2 protein-coding genes are annotated in these 3,966 nt (G+C 52.1%); both read right to left on the bottom strand.

Annotation, left to right across the window (positions count from 1 at the left end; all coding sequences use genetic code 11):
* On the bottom strand, positions 1-3,260 hold a 3,260-nt coding region (locus D6694_07585; protein RMH42784.1), incomplete at its 3' end, for an RHS repeat protein.
* A 473-nt stretch (positions 3,261-3,733) separates the two neighbouring features.
* Positions 3,734-3,966, bottom strand: a 233-nt coding sequence (locus tag D6694_07580) for a polysaccharide deacetylase (GenBank protein ID RMH42783.1), incomplete at its 5' end; no start/stop codon positions are given.

The following is a 3,966-nucleotide window of genomic DNA, read 5'->3' as shown; positions in this document are numbered from 1 at the left end:
TTGCCGAACGGATCGTAGGCAAAGGTATCCGTGACATTGCCTGCGGCATCCGTGATCGCGACGGTGCTGCCGCGATTATCAAAGTGATAGACCTGAATATTGCCGGCCGCATCCACGCGGTAGGCTAGGCCGACGCCATAGACATAGCTGGCAACGATATTGCCCGCGCCATCCTGCTCCATCAGCAGGCGGGAGAGCGAACCGCTCGCATCCTGCACATAGCGGCGGGTGACACCGTTTATGGTGGAGCCGACGCGATAGCCATCGGCATCGTAGATGTAGCTGTCCGCACCGAAGCTGGTCAGCTGGTTCAATGCGTTCCAGGTTAATGTTTTCGTCACGCCACCGATGGTGCGACTGGTCATGTTGCTGTCGGCATCGTAGGCAAACGAATCCGCACCCCTTGCGGTCAGGCGGTTAAGCGCATCATAGGTGAACGATCCGTGGTTGACCGGAGTAAGCTGGGGCGCCAGCGGCTCGGTGCCGGAATAACTGATTTGCTGCCCTGCGGCATCGAGCACATAGTTGTAGTCGGCGATGGTTGTCCCATTGGCCACATCGGTTTTGCGCACAAGGCGGTTGAGGGCATCGTAGGTGTAGGTTACGGTCGCCCCATTGGGCAGAGTGGCGGTTTTCAGATTGCCAGCGGCATCATACGTGTAGGTTGTGATGCGACCTGCCCAATCGGTCACTTTGGTGATGCGATTGTTGGCATCATAGGTGTAGGTCACTGTATTGCCGCCCGGGTAGGTGATCGTGGCCAGATTGCCGGCGGCATCATAGGCATAGCTCACCGTGTTGCCCCACTGATCGGTGCGGCTGGTCAGGCGGTTCAATGCATCAAACGTCCTTGTAATCACGGGGCCAAGACTGCTGACGGTCTTGGTGCGGTTGCCATTTTTATCCAGCGTATGCGTCAGGGTATAGGTCGGGAAGGTTTCGGTGACAAGGCGGCCTGCCGCATCATAACCATAGGTGATGACTTGGCCACGCGCATTGGTGTGGCTCTTGACCAATCCTCTCGGGTTATAGGCCGTTTTGGTGATGTTCCCGAGCGCATCGGTTTCCTGAATTCGGCGGTTGAGGGCATCGTAGACGAAGGTAGTCGTATTGCCATTGGCATCGGTGATGGATGTCAGGTTGCCTGCCGCATCGTAGGCGCGAGCCGTCGATGCACCGAGCGGATCAATCGTGGTCGTGATACGTCCATCTGCATCACGTTGATAGGTTGTTGTACGATTCAGCGGATCGGTCTCGGTTCTAACCCTGCCATTGGGGTCATAGGTCTTTGCCGATGTTCCATTCAGGGCATTAACGATACTGGTGACACGGCCTGCCTGATCATAGGAGAATGTAGTTTTGTGGTTCAGGGGATCCATGGACCAGGAGATTTGACCTGCGGCATCCAATTTCAGCGTGGTTTGGTTCTGCAGGGCATCTTTAGTGCCATATTTCCGACCAGCGGCATCAAACAGTGTGGATATGGTGCGCGCCATGGGTGTGCCGAAAGCGACGGTGGTGCTCGTTGGACGTTCTTCTGCGTCTAATCCATATTTGGTGACATTACCCAGCGCATCGGTAACCGAAACAAGATTGCCATTGCCGTCGTAGGCGTAGGTCGTGGTATTACCCATGGGGTCGGTTATGCTGGTTCTGTTGCCATTGGCATCGTATGTATACGTCGTCGTGTTTAGAAGAGGATCGACTTCGGTCAACAGGTTGCCGGCCGCATCATAGGTGCGTTTCCAGACCTTGCCTGCGGGATCGGTTACGGAAGTCACATTGCCAAAAGCATCATAACCAAAAGTAGTTACATTACCCAGTGCATCGGTTACTTTCTGAAGATCACCATTGGCGTTGTAGGTAAACGTGGTCGTATTGCCCAACGGATCAGTGGCGCTGGAGACCTGACCTGATGGGGTGTAAGTAAATGTGGTGGTATTACCCCGGAAGTCTGTTTTGGTCAGCAGGTTGTTTTTTGCATCGTATGTAAAGGTCTTGACGGCACCCTTGGGATTCGTGATGGATGTCAGGTTGTTTCTGGCATCATAGGAATACTGAAAGGTTTCCCCCGCCGGATTAGTTTTACTGAGGAGGTTGCCACGGGTGTCATAGGTCATGGTCGTGATGCGGCCCAGCGGGTCAACGACTTTCGTGAGGTTGCCCTGTGCATCATATGTGTAAGTTGTGGTGTTGCCGTAGGGGTCAGTCTTGGAAGATAGAAAACCATTTGCGTCATGTCGATAAGTCCAAGTGTTGCCCATCCGATCTGATTCTGTTGCTTGACCATTTGGTTTGAAGGTAAATTGAGTTGCCTGACCCAAGGCGTCTCCCTGAACCGCAACCTGGGCATTAGTGTAATACGTGTTGTCCGCATTTTTGAAATTGAGCGGGTCAATGGCAAGGTAGAGTTGCCCGAAACCATCATAATAGTAGGTCTGCAAGTTTCCCCGAACATCTGTAACTGAAGTAAGATAACCTGATGCATTGTGAGCGTAGGTTACGGTTCGACCTGCATTGTCCGATACGCTGCTGATATAACCCTTTGCATCGTATGCAATCTGTATCCATCGTCCTGATTTTGAGTCAGTTATCTTTGTTGGACGGTGGTTGACAGGGTCATTCGTGATGATCAGCGAGTTACCGTTTGGATCCGAGATATCCAACAGCAGCCCGGTTTCATCAAAGGAGTAGATGGTCTGATCTTTTTTCGTCAGCGTAAAATAGCCGATTGAATTCTGCTGAACAAGGCTATCAAAGATGCCGGGGACAATTGGCCGAAAGGTACGGATACCACCGATGTTAGAAACCTCCTGAAAACGGACAAGGCTCCCATCCGGCCGTTGAAGATCCACTGTGGTATTGATTTGGTTGACGATCTTATAGTCAAAACTATGGGTCCACCCTTCGCCAAGCGCGCTCTGGTTGACGAGGTGGACGGAGCTGTAATAACGGACAAACTCCAAAGGAATACCATTGGATCGGATGCTCAGATCCCTGACTGCAAGCGAGTAATGACCATTAGCCATGGAAACCGAGTCACCGCCGACGGCCGAATTATTTGATGGCACTCCTGAATGAAGCGCCTGAATTTCCTGCTTGGTGATAGCTGTGGTTGGCCTTGCCTGATTGCTCCCGATCCCATTTCTCGCTTTGTCGACTGTTACCGCCGAAGTGGATGTAAATGCAGGAGCAATCTCACTATGTGCAAACCCGGGATCAACGGTAAAAGTTGCTGAGACTGTGCGATTTCCATTCATTACCACTATGCAACGGTTTCCATCTACAGCATCACAACCTGCCCAGCTGCTGAAAGTCCACCCAGGCTTGGCAACAGCAGAATAAACAACAGTAGATCCAGCCTGATATGCCGTTGTCCCAGGATTCCACCAACTTGCTTGAGTTGGAGTCGCTGTAGCTGTCAGATTATATGTGACTCCATTAGTCTTGAAGTAAGCTGTCACAGTTTTATTGGAGTTCATGTGAACAGTACATTTTTCCAATGCGGCACCAGACAAGGAATCACACCCACTCCAGTGATCAAATGTATACCCCGGGTTCGCCACTGCTGTATATGTTTGGATACTACCGTTCGGGACGATGGCCGTACCTGGAGGGAAAGCGCTTGCTGCGGCAGGCACCGCATTACTCGTTAATAAGGCCGCGAAGGTCTGGCCAGATAGGATAGTGACAGAGGCCAGCAGCAGAAATGCCCGATATAAGTTGACTCGCATTACTGAACCACCTGAGAAATAATATTTCCGGCATTATCGTATTGATAATTTATTTTCTGACCGTTCGTGTAGGTAACTGACAGCAGCCGACCGTTTGCGTCATATACATACGAGGCCCCTGTAGACGTATTGACCGGACTGGTCGCTCCACCAGCTCCACCAGCTCCACCAGCTCCACCAGCTCCACCAGCTCCACCAGCTCCACCAGCTCCACCAGCTCCACCAGCTCCAC

The sequence above is a fragment of the Gammaproteobacteria bacterium genome (genome assembly GCA_003696665.1).
GTDB lineage: Bacteria > Pseudomonadota > Gammaproteobacteria > Enterobacterales.
Note: the sequence above shows the minus strand (reverse complement) of the source record. Positions and strands in the feature narration are given on the sequence as shown.